The organism is Pseudomonas sp. UBA7500, assembly GCF_002478435.1.
GTDB lineage: Bacteria > Pseudomonadota > Gammaproteobacteria > Pseudomonadales > Pseudomonadaceae > Aquipseudomonas > Aquipseudomonas palmensis.
Genome location: NZ_DLNW01000044.1, coordinates 281,258 through 297,606, shown reverse-complemented (window position 1 = coordinate 297,606; position 16,349 = coordinate 281,258). Strand labels below are relative to the sequence as shown.

General features: G+C 64.5%; 16 protein-coding genes. 5 read left to right on the top strand and 11 right to left on the bottom strand.

Annotation, left to right across the window (positions count from 1 at the left end; translation table 11 throughout):
* Window positions 1-35: 35 nt before the first annotated feature.
* From groL to B4I46_RS18475, 5 genes are all read right to left on the bottom strand, one after another.
* On the bottom strand, window positions 36-1,685 hold the full coding sequence (gene groL, locus B4I46_RS18495; protein WP_043862090.1) for a chaperonin GroEL: 1,650 nt from the start codon (window positions 1,683-1,685) through the stop codon (window positions 36-38).
* A 46-nt stretch (window positions 1,686-1,731) separates the two neighbouring features.
* The gene (locus B4I46_RS18490; RefSeq protein ID WP_009050540.1) at window positions 1,732-2,025 is read right to left on the bottom strand and encodes a co-chaperone GroES; all 294 of its coding nucleotides are present in this window, start codon (window positions 2,023-2,025) and stop codon (window positions 1,732-1,734) included.
* A gap of 261 nt (window positions 2,026-2,286) precedes the next feature.
* Entirely contained in the window at window positions 2,287-2,745 is a 459-nt protein-coding gene (locus tag B4I46_RS18485; RefSeq protein ID WP_286901273.1) for an FxsA family protein, read from the bottom strand.
* Window positions 2,746-2,811: 66 nt separating this feature from the next.
* Complete coding sequence (locus B4I46_RS18480) at window positions 2,812-3,543, bottom strand: HugZ family protein (protein ID WP_286901272.1); 732 nt, start codon at window positions 3,541-3,543, stop codon at window positions 2,812-2,814.
* Between the two features lie 100 nt (window positions 3,544-3,643).
* Window positions 3,644-4,651, bottom strand: a complete 1,008-nt coding sequence (locus B4I46_RS18475; protein WP_043862087.1) for a DUF481 domain-containing protein — start codon at window positions 4,649-4,651, stop codon at window positions 3,644-3,646.
* Window positions 4,652-4,794: 143 nt separating this feature from the next.
* Between B4I46_RS18475 and B4I46_RS18470 the strand changes: the two genes are divergently transcribed.
* A complete protein-coding gene (locus B4I46_RS18470) occupies window positions 4,795-5,148 on the top strand; it encodes an MGMT family protein (RefSeq protein WP_043862086.1) in 354 nt (117 codons plus the stop codon).
* Window positions 5,149-5,191: 43 nt separating this feature from the next.
* Window positions 5,192-6,745, top strand: a complete 1,554-nt coding sequence (locus B4I46_RS18465) for an AmpG family muropeptide MFS transporter (protein ID WP_043862085.1) — start codon at window positions 5,192-5,194, stop codon at window positions 6,743-6,745.
* Here the strand turns inward: B4I46_RS18465 and B4I46_RS18460 are convergent.
* The 3 genes from B4I46_RS18460 to B4I46_RS18450 form a co-directional block, all read right to left on the bottom strand.
* A complete protein-coding gene (locus B4I46_RS18460) occupies window positions 6,742-7,986 on the bottom strand; it encodes an MFS transporter (RefSeq protein WP_043862084.1) in 1,245 nt (414 codons plus the stop codon). The genes B4I46_RS18465 and B4I46_RS18460 overlap by 4 nt on opposite strands.
* Before the next feature lie 195 nt (window positions 7,987-8,181).
* On the bottom strand, window positions 8,182-9,027 hold the full coding sequence (locus tag B4I46_RS18455) for a mechanosensitive ion channel family protein (RefSeq protein ID WP_043862083.1): 846 nt from the start codon (window positions 9,025-9,027) through the stop codon (window positions 8,182-8,184).
* A 117-nt stretch (window positions 9,028-9,144) separates the two neighbouring features.
* On the bottom strand, window positions 9,145-9,630 hold the full coding sequence (locus B4I46_RS18450) for a YajQ family cyclic di-GMP-binding protein (RefSeq protein WP_043862082.1): 486 nt from the start codon (window positions 9,628-9,630) through the stop codon (window positions 9,145-9,147).
* 116 nt (window positions 9,631-9,746) lie between these two features.
* Between B4I46_RS18450 and B4I46_RS18445 the strand changes: the two genes are divergently transcribed.
* Genes B4I46_RS18445 through B4I46_RS18435 form a run of 3 tightly spaced genes read left to right on the top strand, consistent with a single transcriptional unit; the run spans window position 9,747 to window position 13,310 of the window.
* Entirely contained in the window at window positions 9,747-10,664 is a 918-nt protein-coding gene (locus tag B4I46_RS18445) for a putative 2-dehydropantoate 2-reductase (protein ID WP_043862081.1), read from the top strand.
* A 46-nt stretch (window positions 10,665-10,710) separates the two neighbouring features.
* Window positions 10,711-12,747, top strand: a complete 2,037-nt coding sequence (locus tag B4I46_RS18440; RefSeq protein ID WP_054914831.1) for an ATP-binding protein — start codon at window positions 10,711-10,713, stop codon at window positions 12,745-12,747.
* Window positions 12,748-12,749: 2 nt separating this feature from the next.
* On the top strand, window positions 12,750-13,310 hold the full coding sequence (locus B4I46_RS18435; RefSeq protein ID WP_043862079.1) for a cob(I)yrinic acid a,c-diamide adenosyltransferase: 561 nt from the start codon (window positions 12,750-12,752) through the stop codon (window positions 13,308-13,310).
* A 78-nt stretch (window positions 13,311-13,388) separates the two neighbouring features.
* On the opposite strand, the gene B4I46_RS18430 is transcribed toward B4I46_RS18435, so the two are convergent.
* The 3 genes from B4I46_RS18430 to argJ form a co-directional block, all read right to left on the bottom strand.
* The gene (locus tag B4I46_RS18430; RefSeq protein ID WP_043862078.1) at window positions 13,389-14,333 is read right to left on the bottom strand and encodes a Nudix family hydrolase; all 945 of its coding nucleotides are present in this window, start codon (window positions 14,331-14,333) and stop codon (window positions 13,389-13,391) included.
* Window positions 14,330-14,962 (bottom strand): glutathione S-transferase, encoded by a 633-nt coding sequence (locus B4I46_RS18425; protein WP_088515537.1) that lies wholly within the window; start codon window positions 14,960-14,962, stop codon window positions 14,330-14,332. The genes B4I46_RS18430 and B4I46_RS18425 overlap by 4 nt, the downstream gene beginning before the upstream one ends.
* 101 nt (window positions 14,963-15,063) lie before the next feature.
* Window positions 15,064-16,281, bottom strand: a complete 1,218-nt coding sequence (gene argJ, locus B4I46_RS18420; RefSeq protein ID WP_286901267.1) for a bifunctional glutamate N-acetyltransferase/amino-acid acetyltransferase ArgJ — start codon at window positions 16,279-16,281, stop codon at window positions 15,064-15,066.
* Window positions 16,282-16,349 lie beyond the last annotated feature (68 nt).

The following is a 16,349-nucleotide window of genomic DNA, read 5'->3' as shown; positions in this document are numbered from 1 at the left end:
AAGGCGGGGCTCTTCTTCAAGCGGGTAAGGCTGGCTTACATCATGCCGCCCATGCCGCCCATGCCACCCATGCCGCCCATGTCAGGCATGCCACCGGCAGCCTTGTCTTCAGGCGCATCGGCAACCATGGCTTCGGTAGTGATCATCAGACCACCGATCGAGGCCGCGGCCTGCAGAGCCGAACGGGTCACCTTGGCAGGGTCCAGGATGCCCATTTCGATCATGTCGCCGTACTCGCCGGTAGCAGCGTTGTAACCGAAGTTGCCCGAACCTTGCTTGACCTTGTCGACTACCACGCTTGGCTCGTCGCCGGCGTTGGCAACGATCTGGCGCAGTGGGGACTCGACGGCGCGACGCAGCAACTGGATACCCACGTTCTGGTCTTCGTTGTCGCCCTTGAGCTCGGCAATGGCCTGCAGCGAGCGAACCAGCGCCACGCCACCGCCAGGTACCACGCCTTCTTCGACGGCTGCGCGGGTAGCGTGCAGAGCGTCTTCAACGCGGGCTTTCTTCTCTTTCATTTCAACTTCGGTGCCGGCACCGACCTTGATCACGGCAACACCGCCAGCCAGCTTGGCCAGACGCTCTTGCAGTTTTTCACGGTCGTAGTCCGAGGAAGTCTCTTCGATCTGGGCACGGATCTGCTTGACGCGTGCTTCGATGTCGGCTTCAACGCCAGCACCGTCGATGATGGTGGTGTTTTCCTTGGACAGGGTCACGCGCTTGGCGTTGCCCAGGTGCTCCAGGGTGGTCGACTCCAGGCTCAGGCCGATTTCTTCGGAGATCACGGTACCGCCGGTCAGAACGGCGATGTCCTGCAGCATGGCCTTGCGGCGGTCGCCGAAGCCAGGTGCCTTGACCGCAGCCACTTTCACGATGCCGCGCATGTTGTTGACCACCAGGGTAGCCAGCGCTTCGCCTTCAACGTCTTCAGCCACGATCAGCAGCGGACGACCGGCCTTGGCAACGGCTTCCAGTACTGGCAGCAGTTCGCGGATGTTGGAGATCTTCTTGTCGACCAGCAGCAGCAGCGGGCCGTCGAGCTCGGCAACCATGGTGTCCGGCTTGTTGACGAAGTAAGGGGACAGGTAGCCACGGTCGAACTGCATGCCTTCTACAACCGACAGTTCGTTTTCCAGGCCCGAGCCTTCTTCGACGGTGATCACGCCTTCTTTACCGACTTTTTCCATGGCTTCGGCAATGATTTCACCGATGGAGGTGTCGGAGTTGGCCGAGATGGTACCGACCTGAGCGATGGCCTTGGAATCGGCGCATGGCTTGGACAGGTTCTTCAGCTCTTTGACGATGGCGATGGTGGCCTTGTCGATACCGCGCTTGAGGTCCATCGGGTTCATGCCGGCAGCAACGGCCTTGAGGCCTTCGCTGACGATGGCCTGAGCCAGAACGGTAGCGGTGGTGGTGCCGTCGCCCGCTTCGTCGTTAGCCTTGGAGGCCACGTCTTTCAGCAGTTGGGCGCCCATGTTCTCGAAGGCGTCCTTGAGTTCGATTTCCTTGGCAACCGAAACACCGTCTTTGGTGATGGTTGGCGCGCCGAAGCTCTTGGCCAGAACCACGTTGCGGCCTTTCGGGCCCAGGGTCGCTTTTACCGCGTCAGCCAGAACGTTGACGCCAACCAGCATTTTCTTACGGGCGGAATCGCCGAATTTTACGTCTTTAGCAGCCATGATCGTTTAATCCTTGAATACTTTGGAGTAACGGGAAACCAGCGGATCAGCCTTCGATAACGGCGAGAATCTCGTTCTCAGCCATTACCAGCAGGTCTTCGCCGTCAACTTTCACAGTGTTGCTGCCCGAGTACGGGCCGAAAACCACCTTGTCACCCACTTTCACGGCCAGCGCGCGCACTTCGCCGTTGTCCAGGATGCGGCCGGTACCCACGGCGACGATTTCGCCACGGTTGGGTTTTTCAGCGGCCGAGCCTGGCAGAACGATACCGCCAGCGGTTTTCGATTCTTCTTCGCTGCGACGGATGACGACGCGGTCATGCAGAGGACGAAGCTTCATTGTCGATCTCTCCTGATAGTGGTTTTCATCGGCCGGTATCGTTACCGGCGTGTTGATGCTTTCGGCGTAGCCGATCGTGGACCGCGGGGCGGGCCACGCATGTATTGTCTGGGGCAAATGCCCAGAAACCTTGCGGTGACCCATACATGAGGTCGGCCAAGGCGATTACAAGGCTTGCCGATGAAAATTTTTGCAGCCCGGCGCGCCAAATGAAAAACGGCCCCGAAGGGCCGTTTCATGCTACGCGGGCGAGCGCTCGCGTCACGGGTCACGCTTTTCGTATTCGCCTTCGATCACATTGGGATGACGCGGTGTACCTGGCGGCGCATTGAACGGGTCGTCGCCGAAGGCGCGCTGACGCATGGCCTGGGCTTCGGCGCGCTGGCGCAGCTTGTTGGCCAGCAACCGGCGGCTGAACGGCAACAGCACGATCAGGCCGATCACGTCGCTGATGAAGCCGGGGAGCAACAGCAGACCGCCACCCAGGGCCAGCATCAGGCCGTGGAACATGTCTTCGGCCGGCAATTCGCCGCGCTGCAGGCTCGCCCGCGCACGCAGCGCAGTGGCAAGGCCCGCGACCCGCACCACCAGCACACCGAGGGCCGAGCCCGCGATGATCAGCAGCAGCGCCGGGAAAAATCCGATCGCGGTGCTGACCTTGAAAAACACATACAGCTCGAGCACCGGGAAAAGCAGAAACAGCAGTAGAAAAGCACGCATCAAGGGTTCCTCTACGCAAGATGTCCTTGCAGGTACGACCTTAAATGGTTGCTGGCCGTTGCAATTTCAACCCTCGACCGCCTCGCGATCAGGCCACTGTTCGGCGCGGGCCAGCAAAACCAGGGCTTCGCGTACTTGTATCGGTGTATTGCAAGACCTTGGAAACGCCAGCCAGTGCAGGCCCTGGCCGATGCGCAGGTGCATGCCCTCGGTATCGATCCCTACCAGCGAGGCCGATGCACTGGCCGGCAGGCCGCTGAGTTCGACGTAGTGCGCGATGGCGTTGGCATGGTCGTCGTTCATGTGCTCGACCATGCTCACCTCGGCCTTGCCGGCGAACGGGTTGGCCAGGGTCACGTCGTCCAGCCAGTGAATCGCGCCGAAGCCACCGATATAGCGATGGCGCACCGGCCTGAGCACCCAGAAGTCGAAGTCGTGGGCACTGTGGTACTGGCTCGATTCGGGGAAGTAGCGGTAATAGCGCCCGGCGGCGGCCTCGATGGCCTCGGGGTCGGCCAGCTTGTGGGCCTCGGCCATCAAGGTAAGACGACCCACCGCCTGCACGTCCTCGGCATCGCGCTCGCCTACCAGCAGCGAACACTTGGGGTCTTTTTGCAGGTTGTGGGTGTGCTGGGCAATGCGACTGATCAGGATCAGCGGGTTACCGTCGGCGTCCAGGCAATACGGCACCACGGAACCGAAGGGGAAGCCGGGCATCGATTTGGAATGGGTCGAGAGTACGCCACGGTACTCCTTGAGCAGCAGCTCTCTTGCCTGCCTTGCAGCCTTCGCGCTCACGGGGGTGCTCCTGGGAAAGGTGTGATCGCGACAAGCTAATCATTATCAGTGGCGATTGCCAAGGGGCCTGCAGGCGCCGGCCCCTGAATGCGAAAGCGGTTTACCAGGCCACGCCGAAGCCGACGGTGTAGCGCGTCTTGTCCAGGTCGCTGTCGCTGGTGCCGCTGATGATGTCCTTCTCGGCCTTCAGGTTCAGCGACGCCCATTCGGTGACCTTGTAGCGCAGGCCCACCTCGGCATCCAGGCTGTAGTCCGCCACGCCGCCCAGCGGCTTGCCAACCTCGCCGTTGGTGAACAGCTCGACCGACTTGCCGATCAGGTAGCGGTTGTAGTCCCACTTCACGCCCAGCGAATAGAAGTTGTCCTTGCCGCCGTCGCTGTACTCGTAGTCGGTGCGGTTGAGCAGCGAACCCAGCGAGAACGCACCCAGCTCGTCGTCCCAGAACTGGTAGCCCGGGCCCGTACCGACCGTGCGCTGGCGGGTCAGGTCTTCGATGTGGTCACGCTTGTAGTTCAGACGCCCCTGCCAGAACCACTGCTCGGTAATGAAGCGGTCCAGCGCGTATTCGGCGCTCCAGTTGTTGGTGGTGGTCGTGTCGTTCTTGGTCTCGCGGTTGTACTCGCCCTCGGCGTTATGCCGCCAGCGACCGTGACGGGCGGTGGTCTTGAAGTCGACGTCGTAGTCGTCACTGTCGGTTTCGGCGCGCTTGTAGTCCAGTGCCAGGTCGATGTTGCCCTTCCACAGCATGTCTTCGACCAGCGGCTTGGGCTTCATGATCTGCTGGATGCTGGCCAGTTCAACCGCCTTGGGCGCCTCGCCATTGGCCAGGATCACCTGGCCGTCTTCACCGGCCTGCAGCGACTTGGCCTTCTCGCCGGTGTAGGCGTCCTGCTTGACCAGCAGTTCCTGGTCGCTCTCCAGGGTCTTGACCTTCTTCCAGTCCAGCGCGATGGAGCCACCGTATTCGGTCTGCAGCACCAGCTTGCCACCGTCGAAGACCTTGATCTTGCCGCTGAGCCGGTCGCCGTTCTTCATCCATACGGTATCGGCCACCGCAGGGGCGCAGACACCGGTCATCACAAGGCACAACAAGGCTCTAGAATACATAGGCAGTACAGAAACTCGGGTTCGCAGAAAAATCGGGCATTATCCAGATACCCGCCAGCAGAACAAGGACTGACCCAGCCAATGCCGATGAGTTCAATTCGTATTTGTGCGCCCTGCCCCCTTCACTGCCCCGCAACGCCCCGATGAGCGCGGCCTTGACCGACGCGCAGCAGCGCGCAGAAGACCGACGGACGGCGCTCTACCTGGTGCTGGGCCAACTGCCGCCAGGCAAGGTGGTCAGCTATGGTGAACTGGCGGCCATCGCCGGCCTGGGCCGCGCGGCGCGCTGGGTGGGGCGCACCCTCAGCCAGTTGCCGAGCGACACTCGCCTGCCCTGGCACCGCGTGCTGGGCGCCGGCGGACGCCTGAGCCTGGCCCTTGGCACGCCCTCCGGGGATGAGCAGCGGGCCCGCCTGCGGGCCGAAGGGGTGACCGTCCGGAACAATCGTGTGGATATGTTGCGCCATGGCTGGCGCCCGATGGAGCACAGCGGTTAGAGTGCGCGCTTTGTTTTCGCAAACTTGAGGCAGATGTTGGCCCATGCCCCGTAAAACCTGGCGCGCTGCGCTCGCTGCCTATGCCAGCCCGTCAACCCTGGTGCTGTTGCTGCTCGGCTTTGCCGCCGGCCTGCCCTATATGTTGGTGTTCTCGACCCTGTCGGTATGGCTGCGCGAAGCCGGGGTTGCCCGTGAAACCATCGGTTATGCCAGCCTGATCGGCCTGGCCTACGCCTTCAAGTGGGTATGGTCGCCACTGCTGGACCAATGGCGCCTGCCATTGCTGGGCAAGCTTGGCCGACGCCGTTCCTGGCTGGTGCTGTCACAGATCCTGGTGGTCATCGGCCTGGTCGGCATGGGCTTTTGCGACCCGCAGAAGCACCTGTCGTGGCTGATCGCGCTGGCGGTGCTGGTGGCCTTCGCCTCGGCCACCCAGGACATCGCCGTGGATGCCTACCGCCTCGAGATCGCCGGCGACCAGCGCCAGGCCGCCCTGGCCGCCAGCTACATGGCCGGCTACCGGGTCGCCGCCCTGCTGGCCACCGCGGGCGCGCTGTTCTTTGCCGAAGGGTTCGGCTCCACCGGCTTCAGCTACAAGCACAGCGCCTGGACCGGCACCTATGTGCTGTTCGGCGTGCTGATGGTGCCCGCCCTGATCACCAGCCTGCTGATGCGCGAGCCGCCCGTACCCCTGCGTACCCAGCTGTCGGCGGCGCGCTACGGCTTCGGCCACCAGCTGGCCTCGGTCTTCGTGCTGATCATTCTGCTGGTGTCGGTACCGGCGATGTTCACCCAGCTGTACAACACCGATTTCGCCAGCGTGCTGTTCGAAGGCGCCAGCCTGCTCGACCTGCTGCTTGAAGACCGCGCCTTCCTGCGCGCGATCCTCTACATCACCCTCACCACGCTGTGCCTGTCGTCCATGGGACGACGCGGGCTGGCCCCGGTGCTGACCCCGGTCAACGACTTCATCGTGCGCTACCGCTGGCAGGCGCTGCTGCTGCTGGGGCTGATCGCCACCTACCGCATGTCGGACACGGTGATGGGCGTGATGGCCAACGTGTTCTATATCGACCAGGGCTTCACCAAGGACCAGATCGCCAGCGTCAGCAAGATCTTCGGCCTGTTCATGACCCTGTTCGGGGCCGGCATGGGCGGCCTGCTGATCGTGCGCTTCGGCATCCTGCCGATCCTGTTCATCGGCGGTGTGACCTCTGCGGCGACCAACCTGCTGTTCCTGATGCTCGCCGACATGGGGCCGAACCTGCAGATGCTGGTGGTGACCATCTCGCTCGACAACTTCAGCTCGGGTCTGGCGACCTCGGCCTTCGTGGCCTACCTGTCGAGCCTGACCAACCTGAAGTTCTCGGCCACCCAGTACGCCCTGCTCAGCTCGATCATGCTGCTGTTGCCGCGCCTGATCGGTGGCTACTCAGGCGTGATGGTCGAGAAGTACGGCTATCACGACTTCTTCCTGATCACCGCGATGCTCGGGGTGCCAACGCTGATCCTGATTGCCTTGCACTGGCACCAGGAACTGCGGCGCGGCAAGCTGGCCCCCGTGGAGCCCGAGACCACCGAGCGCCCCGGAGCCTAGGCCAGCGAAGCCAATTCGGCGTCGTCCTGCAGCACCGTGCGCAACGGCCACAGCGCCAGCAACCCGGCGCAACCTGCCGCCAGGGCGAAGCTCAACAGGCTCGCCCCTGCCCCCAGCATCGCCAGCAAGGCGCCGCCCAGGCCCAGCAAGGCGATGGTGATCATGCCCAGCATCGCCGACACCAGGCCCTTGCTCTGCTCGCTGGAGAACAGCGTCATGCGGTACAGCACCGCGTTGGCGATGCCCAGGCCCAATGCGTACAGCGACATGCCCGCCACCAGGCTGAACACCGAAGGGTACAGCCAGGTGCCCAGCATGGCCGCGCCCAGGCCGATCAGATACGGCCACAGGGCCTTGCGGATCAGCGCGCGCAGGCTGTAGCGCTCGGCAATACGGTTGATGATCAGGTTGCCCGCAATCAGGCCGCCGAACACCGGCAATTGCCACAGCGCATAGTCCAGGGTGCTCAAGCCCTCGTCATGAATCAGCAGCACCGGCGACAGACCGATCCAGCCGATCAGCGGCAGGCCCACCAGGCCCAGGGCAGCGCTGCCGGCAACGAAGCGGCGGTTGCCCAGCAGTTGCCCGTAACCGGCCAGCAAGGGCAGCAGGTGGATGGGCTGGAAGGCCAGGCGCGTACCGTCGCGCCGCTCCACCCCCAGGGTTTCAGGCATGAAGCGGTACAGCGCGCACCAGGTCAGCACGGCGAACCCTGCGAACAGTACGAACAGCCAGCGCCACGACACCCACTCCAGCAGCACGGTGCCTACCAGTGGGCCGAGCAGCGGCGAAAGCAGCGCGATGTTGGCCAGCAGGGCCATCATGCGCACCGCATCCGCCTCGCTGAAGGCTTCGTTCAGGGCCGGGTAGCTGACCGTGACCACAAAGCCCAGGCCAATGCCCTGTAACAGGCGCAGCAGGTTGAACAGCTCGATGCCCTCGACCCAGTAGGTAGCCAGGCAGGCCAGGCAGAAGATGGCGCACCCCCACAGCAGCAGCGGACGCCGCCCGTAGCGGTCGGCCAGCGGGCCGATCAGCCACTGCAGCAGCACACCGCCAAGCAGGTAGAGGTTCAGCGCATGGGGGATGAATTCGGGGCTGGCATTCAGGTCGCCCACCACCGTGGGCATGGCAGGCATCACCACGTCGCTGGCCAGGTAGGTCAGCAGCTCGAACAGCGCCAGGGTCATGGCGAAACAGAATGCCCGGAACGGGGTGATGTTTATCAGCGGGGTAAGCATGGCAAGGCCTGGCAGGGAAAATCAGCCAGCCTGTATGCCAGAAAAGGCAAAGGTCGGACAGTAACAAGAAGTGAACAAGTGTAATCGGTGCATCCGCATCGCGGGGCAAGCCGCGCTCCCACGCGGTAATCACTGTCTCCAGACACATGATGTACCTGTGGGAGCGGGCTTGACCCGCGATGAGCTCGAGGCGTGTTACTGCACGGCCGCTTCCTGCACCACACGGATTACCCGCTGCGGAAACGGGATGTCGATGCCCTCGGCCTTCAACCGGTCGCGCGCATGCTCGTTGAGCATGAACATCACGTCCCAGTAGTCAGCCGTCTTCACCCAGGCTCGCAGCGACACGGTGATCGAGCTGTCGCCCAGTGCCGAAATCACCGCCTGGGGCGCGCCCGGTTCCTGCAGCACCCGCGGGTCATTGGCCAGGTCCAGCAGCACCTTGCGCGCTACCTGCAGGTCGGCCTCGTAGTCCACGCCCACATCGAACACCACCTTGCGGGTCGGCTGGCGGTTGGTGTTGGTGATGATGCCGTTGGACAGGCTGCCGTTGGGCAGGATCACCGTCTTGTTGTCACCGGTACGCAGCACCGTGTGGAAGATCTGGATGCTGTCCACGGTACCGCTGACCCCCTGGGCCTCGATCCAGTCGCCCAGGCGGAACGGACGGAACAGCAGGATCAGCACCCCACCGGCGAAGTTCGCCAGGCTGCCCTGCAAGGCCAGGCCGATGGCCAGGCCGGCGGCACCGATGGCGGCCACGAACGAGGTGGTCTCGATGCCGATCATCGAGGCCACGCTGACCACCAGCAGGATCTTCAGAATGATGTTCGCCAGGCTGCTGATGAAGCCTTGCAGCGCCAGGTCGGCGTTGCGCAGGGCCAGCAGCTTGCCCAGGCGGTAGGTGACCTTGTTGATCACCCACCAGCCGATGGCCAGGGTCAGCAGCGCCAGCAACAGGCGACTGCCATATTCCATGATCATCGGGATCCAGGTCTGCGAAGTCCTGACCAGCTGATCCACTTCAGCGTTCAAATCCATAGGTTGTCTCCTGATGCCGGGCGGCAAAAAACGGGGAAAGCGTGGCGCCGCAATCGTTTCAGCGGCCGCAGAAACCTCGGACGCCGAAACGGCGCCAAGGTTCCGGGTGCACGGGGATCAGTCGCGGAAGTTGTTGAACTGCAGCGGCATGCCGAACTCCTTGGCACGCAGGGCCGCGATGGCCTCCTGCAGGTCGTCGCGTTTCTTGCCGGTGACACGTACCTGCTCGCCCTGGATGGCGGCCTGGACCTTGAGCTTGGCGTCCTTGATGTGGGCGACGATCTTCTTGGCCAGTTCCTTGTCGATGCCTTCCTTCAGCGTCGCTTCCTGCTTCATCACCTTGCCCGATGCGAAGGCATCCTTGACCTCCAGGCACTGCACGTCGATCTTGCGCTTGACCAGCGCCAGCTTGAGGATGTCGATCATCGCCTCGAGCTGGAACTCGGCCTCGGCGGTGAGGTTGACGGTCAGTTCCTTTTCCTTGAACTCGAAGCTGCCCTTGCCCTTGAGGTCGTAGCGGCGGTCGAGCTCCTTGACCGCGTTTTCCACGGCGTTGGTGACTTCGTGCTTGTCCAGTTCCGATACCACGTCGAACGACGGCATATCCATTCTCCAAAAAAATAAACGCACGCTCATGGGCCCCTGGTCGCAGAGCATGATGGAGCGTGCCGGGTTTGACGGTTAAAATGCGGGTTCATTATAACGGTTGCGAAACGCAGATGAGCAGCACCTGGCATATTCTCGGCGCCGGCAGCCTGGGCAGCCTCTGGGCCTGCCGCCTGGCTCAGGCCGGCAAGGCGGTCCGCCTGATCCTGCGCGACCCTGCGCGCCTGCACGCCTACGAGGCGGCGGGCGGCCTGAGCCTGGTACACAACGGCCAGGCGCAGCGCCACGCGATTCCCGCCGAAACCGCCGATGCAGGCACGCCTATCCACCGGCTGCTGGTGGCCTGCAAGGCCTACGACGCGCCCGCGGCAGTGGCGCAGCTGGCGCCGCGACTGGCGCGCAATGCCGAGCTGGTGCTGCTGCAGAACGGCCTGGGCAGCCAGGACGAAGTCGCCAGCCAGGTCCCCCACGCACGCTGCATCTTCGCCTCCAGCACCGAGGGCGCGTTTCGCGAAGCCGACTGGCAGGTGAACTTTGCCGGGCATGGCTTCAACTGGCTGGGCGACCCGGCCAACCCGCTGCCGCCCGATTGGCTCGACGACCTGACCGACGCCGGCATCCCGCACCAGTGGACCCCGGACATCCTCACCCGGCTGTGGCGCAAGCTGGCGCTCAACTGCGCCATCAACCCACTGACCGTGCTGCATGCGTGCCGCAACGGCGGCCTGGCCGAGCATCACTGCGAGGTGGCCACGCTGTGCGCGGAGCTGGCCGAGCTGCTGCAGCACTGCGGCCAGCCCGAAGCCGCCACCGACCTGCAGGTCGAGGTCGAACGGGTCATCCAGGCCACGGCGGCGAACTACTCTTCCATGTACCAGGACGTGCGCCAGGGCCGACGCACCGAGATCCACTACCTGCTCGGCCACGCCTGCCGCGTTGCCGCCCGCCACGGCCGCCATCTGGCGCACCTTGAACGGCTGCACCGGCGCCTGGTCGAACACCTGAACGCACGCGGGTTGCCCAGCGACTGAGGGCAACGCTACCCTGCCCCTCCACCCACAGGATCACGCCGTCACCATGCCCTTGCGCGAACGCCTGGAAAACCTGCCGGTCGGCCAGAAGCTGCTGGCCGCCCTGCTGGTGCTGCTGATCACCATTCTGCTGGTGGCCAACCTGACCTTCATCAGCGCCGCCTACTGGATCTCCCAGGAGGCCATGGCGCCTCAGGCCCTGCAGACCATCGGCCGCCTGGTATCGCACCCGGAGCTGGCACAGCGCGCCGCCGACTCGCCAGAGGCGGCCAACGACCTGCTCAAGGAACTGGACAGCTACACCCCGCTGCGCGCCGCCGCGCTGTATGGCAGCGACGGCAAGCTGCTGGCGCAGTTGCAGCACGGCGAACCCCTGGCAGTGCCCAAGCGCTACCGAAACATCGAGAGCTGGCGCCTGACCGAGTTTCGCAGCACCCAGCTGGTGACCCTGCCGCGCCCCGGCAACCCGCCCGGGCATCTGCTGCTGGTGGCCAGCAGCGAGCTGCCGATGGCCTTCTATACCGGCACGCTGACCGCCAGCCTGGGCATCCTGGTGTTCAGCATCCTGCTATGGATGCTGATTGCGCGGCAGATCAAGCGCTTGATCACCCAGCCGATCTACCAGCTCGAACAGCTCTCGCGCCAGGTGACCCGCGAAGAGAACTATGCCCTGCGCGCGCGCCCCGGCAACCGCGACGAAATCGGCAGCCTGGCCGAGGCGTTCAACACCATGCTGTCGCGCATCGAAGCCCGCGAACAGCAACTCAAGCGCGCCCGCGACGAATTCCAGACCGCCTATGACCAGGCCCAGGGCCTGGCCGAGGAAACCCGTCACACCAACCGCAAGCTGGAACTCGAAGTACAGGTGCGCAGCAAGATCGAGCGCAAGCTCACCGGCTTTCAGAACTACCTCAACAGCATCATCGACTCCATGCCCTCGGCACTGATCGCCCTGGACGAACAGCTCTACGTGACCCAGTGGAACCAGGAGGCCAGCGCGCTTTCCGGCACGCCGCTGGACGAGGCGCTGAACCAGCCGATCTTCCTCGCGTTCGAGCCGCTCAAGCCGTTCCTGCCGCAGCTCAAGGAAAGCGTCGAGAAGCACCGCGTGGCCAAGATCGAGCGGGTCACCTGGACCAGGGGCGACGATGCGCGCCACTACGCCCTGACCTTCTACCCGCTGATGGGCGGTGGCGGGCGCGGCGTGGTGATTCGCATCGACGACATCACCCAGCGCCTGTCGCTCGAAGAGATGATGGTGCAGTCGGAGAAGATGCTATCGGTCGGTGGTCTGGCTGCTGGCATGGCCCACGAGATCAACAACCCGCTGGGTGCGATCCTGCACAACGTGCAGAACATCCGTCGACGCCTGTCCCCCGACCTGCCGAAAAACCTGGAGCAGGCCAGCGAAACCGGCATCGACCTGGGTACGGTCAACCAGTACCTGGAAAACCGCCAGGTACCCCAGTTGCTCGATGGCATCCAGCAGGCCGGCGCACGGGCGGCCAAGATCGTCACCCACATGCTCAGCTTCAGCCGCCGCAGCAATCGCCAGATGGCACCGTGCGACCTGCCGGCATTGATCGACCAGGCGGTGGAGATCGCCGGCAACGACTTCGACCTGACCGAAGGCTTCGACTTCAAGGGCCAGGCCATCGTGCGCCAGTTCGACCCGGCCCTGGGCCCGGTGCCCGGCACCGCCAACGAGCTGGAACAGGTGCTGCTCAACCTGCTCAAGAACGCCGCCCAGGCGATTCACCAGCGCGAAGACGACAGCGAACCGGGGCGTATCATCCTGCGTACCCGGCTCAACCCGCCGTGGGCCGAGATCCAGGTCGAAGACAATGGCGTGGGCATGCCCGAGGCGGTGCGCAAGCGCACCTTCGAGCCGTTCTTCACCACCAAGGAAATCGGCCAGGGCACTGGCCTGGGCCTGTCGGTGTCGTATTTCATCATCACCAACAACCACAAGGGCCAGATGGAGGTGCAGTCGGCGCCGGGTCAGGGCACGTGCTTCACCTTGCGCCTGCCGCTGAGCAACCTGCCGATGCCACCCCCCGGCCCGCCAACGATGGAGTCATGAGCATGGGTTTTCGCTTGTCGAAGATTTACACCCGCACCGGCGACAAGGGCGAAACCGGCCTGGGCGACGGCCGTCGCGTCGCCAAGGACCATCCGCGCATCGAGGCCATCGGCGAGGTGGACACGCTAAACAGCCAGCTGGGTGTGTTGCTGGCAGGCCTGGCCGAGCAACACCTGGACGAGGTGGTCGAAGTGCTGGCGCCGTGTCAGCATCGGCTATTCGACCTGGGTGGTGAGCTGGCGATGCCCAGTTACCAGGCCTTGAACGAGGCCGAGGTACAGCGCCTGGAAGCGGCGATCGACCACTGGAACGAAGAGCTGGGGCCTCTGGAGAACTTCATTCTGCCGGGCGGTTCGGCGCTGATTGCCCAGGCGCATGTATGCCGCAGCCTGGCCCGCAGTGCGGAGCGGCGGTGTCAGCAGTTGAATGCGGCAGAGCCGCTGGCGGGGGTAGGGCTGGCGTACATCAATCGGCTGTCGGACTTGCTGTTCGTGGCGGCGCGGGTGATTGCGCGGCGCCAGGGGGTGGCGGAGGTGTTGTGGCAGGCTGCGGCCAGGCCATGACGCCGCTTCGCCGGCAAGGCCGGCTCCTACAAAGGTCAGCGCCGTCTGTAGGAGCCGGCCTTGCCGGCGAGGCTTCACTCAGGCCTCAGGCCAGAACGCCCGAATTCCGGCCACGCCTTGGGCGCCGAACTGCCAGGCCCGCTCGCAATCAGCCGGCCCCACGCCACCCAGCACATACACCGGCCGGTTGAAGCCTTCGATCAGCTCGCTGGCCTGCTCCCAGCCCAACGGTACCGCCTCGGGATGCGTCTGGGTCGCCTGCACCGGCGACAGGGTGACGAAATCCACCCCCATCTGCTCGGCCAGCGCCAGTTCTTCGGCGTTGTGACATGACGCGGCCAGCCAGCGCTCCCTGGGGAACGGTCGGCCCTTGGGCGCATATTTGCGCAACTGCTCGGCCGTAAGGTGCCACCCTGCCGCCGGGAAATCGCCCAGCCACTCCAGCGGCCCCTTGAGCATCAACTGCGCCTTGCCGGCACACAGCCCCACCGCATCCACCGCCACATCGCGGTACTTGGGGTCGTAGCCGTTGGGCGCACGCAACTGCACCAGCTTGATCCCGCCGGCAATCGCCTTCTGGATGCCGCGCAGCAACTGCGGGGCTTCCAGTTCGCCCGGGGTGATCAGGTAGTGGCCAGGCAACCGCGCGGCCGCCACGATGGGCTGGTTGGCTTCAGGGAAGTCGTATTGCGGCAGTTCGCGTGGCGACACCCAGGCCAGTGGCTGGCCTTCGGCGCCATGGGGCTCGCCGGTAAAGCCGTCGACCTCCCACACGTCCAGCAGCACCTGCTTGTCGGGGTAGTCGTGACGCACCTTGATCAAGGGCCGTGCACGGGTCACGACGATGCCCAGTTCCTCGTGCAGCTCGCGGGCCAGGGCGATCTCGACCGCCTCCCCCGCCTCCACCTTGCCGCCGGGAAACTCCCACAGGCCGCCCTGATGCTGGCTGTCGGCACGGCGCGCAATCAGGATGCGCCCATCGGTGCCACGGATCACCGCAGCGGCAACATGCACCCGCTTCACGACGCACGCTCCGCCAGCGCAGCCTGCTGCCAGGCCTGGAAGGCCGGCCACTGGTAGATGGCCTCGACGTAGGCGGCGGCTGCCGCTGGCAGTTCGACACGGTAGCTGCGCAGGCGCACCGCCACCGGGGCGAAGAAGGCGTCGGCCAGGCTCAGTTCGCCGAACAGGTACGGGCCCGGGGTCTTGGCCACCAGGCGGCACTCGGACCACAGCGCGACGATGCGGTCGATGTCGATCTGCACCTCGAGTGGAATGCTCTCAAGGGCCTGATCGTGGTCCAGGTTCATCGGCATGGTGCTGCGCAGGGCGAAGAAGCCACTGTGCATCTGCGCGCAGGCCGAACGCGCCTGGGCCCGGGCAGCGATGTCGCTGGGCCACAGGTTGGCTTCAGGGTGGCGCTCGGCCAGGTACTCGGCGATTGCCAGCGAATCGGCGATGGTGCCGTGTTCGGACTTGAGCAGGGGCACCTTGCCGGTGGCGGAGTGCGCCAGGATGCGCTGGCGGGTATCGGGCTGGTTGAGGGTGATCAGCAGTTCGGTGTAGGGCACCCTGGCCAGTTCGAGGGCCAGGGCGGCGCGCAGCGACCAGGAGGAATACAGCTTGTCGCCGATGATCAGTTGGTAGCTCATGGGTGGGCTCCATCGGGATATGCGGGGGCCTATCGCGGGTCAAGCCCGCTCCCACAGGGTTACTGCAATCCTTGAGGGAGCGGGCTTGACCCGCAATACGGTCAGGTACGGTATTCGGCGTTGATCTTCACATACTCATGGGACAGGTCGGTGGTCCAGATCGTCTCGCTGCAGTCGCCACGCCCCAGGTCGATGCGGATGGTGATCTCTTCCTGGGCCATCACGGCCGAGCCCTGGGCCTCGGTGTAGGTGGCGTTGCGGCCGCCTTTGCTGGCGATGCACACATCGTCCAGGTACACGTCGATCAGGCTCACGTCCAGGTTCGGCACGCCAGCACGGCCCACAGCTGCCAGGATCCGGCCCCAGTTCGGGTCGGAGGCGAACAGCGCGGTCTTGATCAGCGGTGAATGCGCCACGGCATAGCCGACGTCCAGGCATTCCTGATGATTGCCACCACCGTTGACCTGAACGGTCACGAACTTGGTCGCGCCTTCACCGTCACGCACGATGGCCTGGGCCACTTCCATGCACACCTCGAACACCGCCTTTTTCAACGCGTCGAACAGCGGGCCGCGGGCTTCGGTCACTTCAGCCACGTCGGCCTTGCCGGTGGCGATCAGCATGCAGCAATCGTTGGTCGAGGTATCGCCGTCGATGGTGATGCGGTTGAACGACTTGTTGGCGCCGTCCAGCAGCAGGTCCTTGAGCACGGCCGGCGCCACCTTGGCGTCGGTGGCGATGTAGCCGAGCATGGTCGCCATGTTCGGGCGGATCATCCCGGCGCCCTTGCTGATGCCGGTCACGGTGATGGTCACGCCGTCATGCTGGAACTGGCGGCTGGCACCCTTGGGCAGGGTGTCGGTGGTCATGATGCCGGTGGCGGCCTCGGCCCAGTTGTTTTCCGACAGGTCGTCCAGGGCGGCCTGCAGCGCGCCTTCGATCTTCTCGACCGGCAGTGGCTCACCGATCACACCGGTGGAGAACGGCAGCACCGCATCGGCGTCGACACCCGCCAGCTCGGCCAGCCTGGCGCAGGTGCGCGCGGCAGCGGCCAGGCCGGGGGCGCCGGTACCGGCGTTGGCGTTGCCGGTGTTGGTCAGCAGGTAACGCACACTGCCCTGCACGCGCTGCTTGGCCAGGATCACCGGGGCAGCGCAGAACGCATTGAGGGTGAACACGCCGGCAACGCTGGAGCCTTCGGCGCAGCGCATTACCACAACGTCCTTGCGCCCGGGGCGCTTGATGCCCGCAGAGGCAATACCGAGTTCAAAACCTGGAACCGGGTGCAACGTTGGCAAAGGACCAAGACCGACAGCCATGAAAGCGCTCCTAGAAAAAAGGCGCCGGCTCGAGATACCGGCGCTTGAGATGGAACAACGCCGCGACG

Bases quoted from the DNA above. Each gene is read 5' to 3' on its own strand.
- groL (WP_043862090.1), bottom strand. From the start codon at position 1,685: ATGGCTGCTAAAGACGTAAAATTCGGCGATTCCGCCCGTAAGAAAATG.
- B4I46_RS18490 (WP_009050540.1), bottom strand. From the start codon at position 2,025: ATGAAGCTTCGTCCTCTGCATGACCGCGTCGTCATCCGTCGCAGCGAA.
- B4I46_RS18485 (WP_286901273.1), bottom strand. From the start codon at position 2,745: ATGCGTGCTTTTCTACTGCTGTTTCTGCTTTTCCCGGTGCTCGAGCTG.
- B4I46_RS18475 (WP_043862087.1), bottom strand. From the start codon at position 4,651: ATGTATTCTAGAGCCTTGTTGTGCCTTGTGATGACCGGTGTCTGCGCC.
- B4I46_RS18470 (WP_043862086.1), top strand. From the start codon at position 4,795: ATGAGCGCGGCCTTGACCGACGCGCAGCAGCGCGCAGAAGACCGACGG.
- B4I46_RS18465 (WP_043862085.1), top strand. From the start codon at position 5,192: ATGCCCCGTAAAACCTGGCGCGCTGCGCTCGCTGCCTATGCCAGCCCG.
- B4I46_RS18460 (WP_043862084.1), bottom strand. From the start codon at position 7,986: ATGCTTACCCCGCTGATAAACATCACCCCGTTCCGGGCATTCTGTTTC.
- B4I46_RS18455 (WP_043862083.1), bottom strand. From the start codon at position 9,027: ATGGATTTGAACGCTGAAGTGGATCAGCTGGTCAGGACTTCGCAGACC.
- B4I46_RS18450 (WP_043862082.1), bottom strand. From the start codon at position 9,630: ATGCCGTCGTTCGACGTGGTATCGGAACTGGACAAGCACGAAGTCACC.
- B4I46_RS18445 (WP_043862081.1), top strand. From the start codon at position 9,747: ATGAGCAGCACCTGGCATATTCTCGGCGCCGGCAGCCTGGGCAGCCTC.
- B4I46_RS18440 (WP_054914831.1), top strand. From the start codon at position 10,711: ATGCCCTTGCGCGAACGCCTGGAAAACCTGCCGGTCGGCCAGAAGCTG.
- B4I46_RS18435 (WP_043862079.1), top strand. From the start codon at position 12,750: ATGGGTTTTCGCTTGTCGAAGATTTACACCCGCACCGGCGACAAGGGC.
- B4I46_RS18425 (WP_088515537.1), bottom strand. From the start codon at position 14,962: ATGAGCTACCAACTGATCATCGGCGACAAGCTGTATTCCTCCTGGTCG.
- argJ (WP_286901267.1), bottom strand. From the start codon at position 16,281: ATGGCTGTCGGTCTTGGTCCTTTGCCAACGTTGCACCCGGTTCCAGGT.